This window comes from Vibrio neptunius (assembly GCF_000967495.1).
GTDB lineage: Bacteria > Pseudomonadota > Gammaproteobacteria > Enterobacterales > Vibrionaceae > Vibrio > Vibrio neptunius.
On record NZ_JXXU01000081.1, the window covers coordinates 1 to 674 of the forward strand.

General features: G+C 43.8%; 1 protein-coding gene. It reads right to left on the reverse strand.

The window, feature by feature from the left end; translation table 11 throughout:
- Positions 1-644: peptidoglycan-binding domain-containing protein (locus TW84_RS21545; RefSeq protein WP_045977671.1), on the reverse strand; the 644-nt coding region annotated here is incomplete at its 3' end.
- Positions 645-674: the final 30 nt, after the last annotated feature.

The window sequence follows — 674 nt, forward strand, 5'->3', positions numbered from 1 at the left end:
CCTTGCAACAGATTTTGCTTGCTACTGCTTACCCTTGGGTACACTGCTTGTAGCATCTCAAGTGTAAACCTAAACGAATACTTCCACTCTTCAACAACGGCCTCATCTAAAGCAAGAATGGTATTTTTGTCGACAATCCCATCAACGCCGCCAAAAGGGTAGCTTTTATGCGTGGTATGTGTCGGTTTATAGTGGGTTTGAAACTGTTTAACTGCACCTTCTGTCGCACGGCCAAAATCTCCATCAGCGCCAGATTTCCCCAAGTCAAAACCCACTGCCATCAAGGCCTGTTGGATTCTCTTTATTTCTTCGGTATCACTAGCGCCTTGTTTAACCGCATGAAAATTGCCTTCCGCCAACTGATTAAGAGGTTTTGACTCTTTCAATATTGAAGATTTCAACATCATTGTTTGTGTTGTTTGTCTGTTCTTAGCGAAAAACTGCAAATGAAACTTATCTAAACTGTCTTTCGTACCATTTGCCTCGCGCTCGGCAAGAACACGCTCTCTATTTTCAGCCCACCGCTGCCGATCTTTCGCGGTATAGGTTAATTCTGCTCTACGCTCTTGACGGTGACGTTGTGCTCTTTCTCGGGTGGTTTCTTGCCTTTCTTCTGGCTCATCTGGAAAAGATTTATAACGCATTTATAAGTTCGCTCACATAAGAAATGGAGC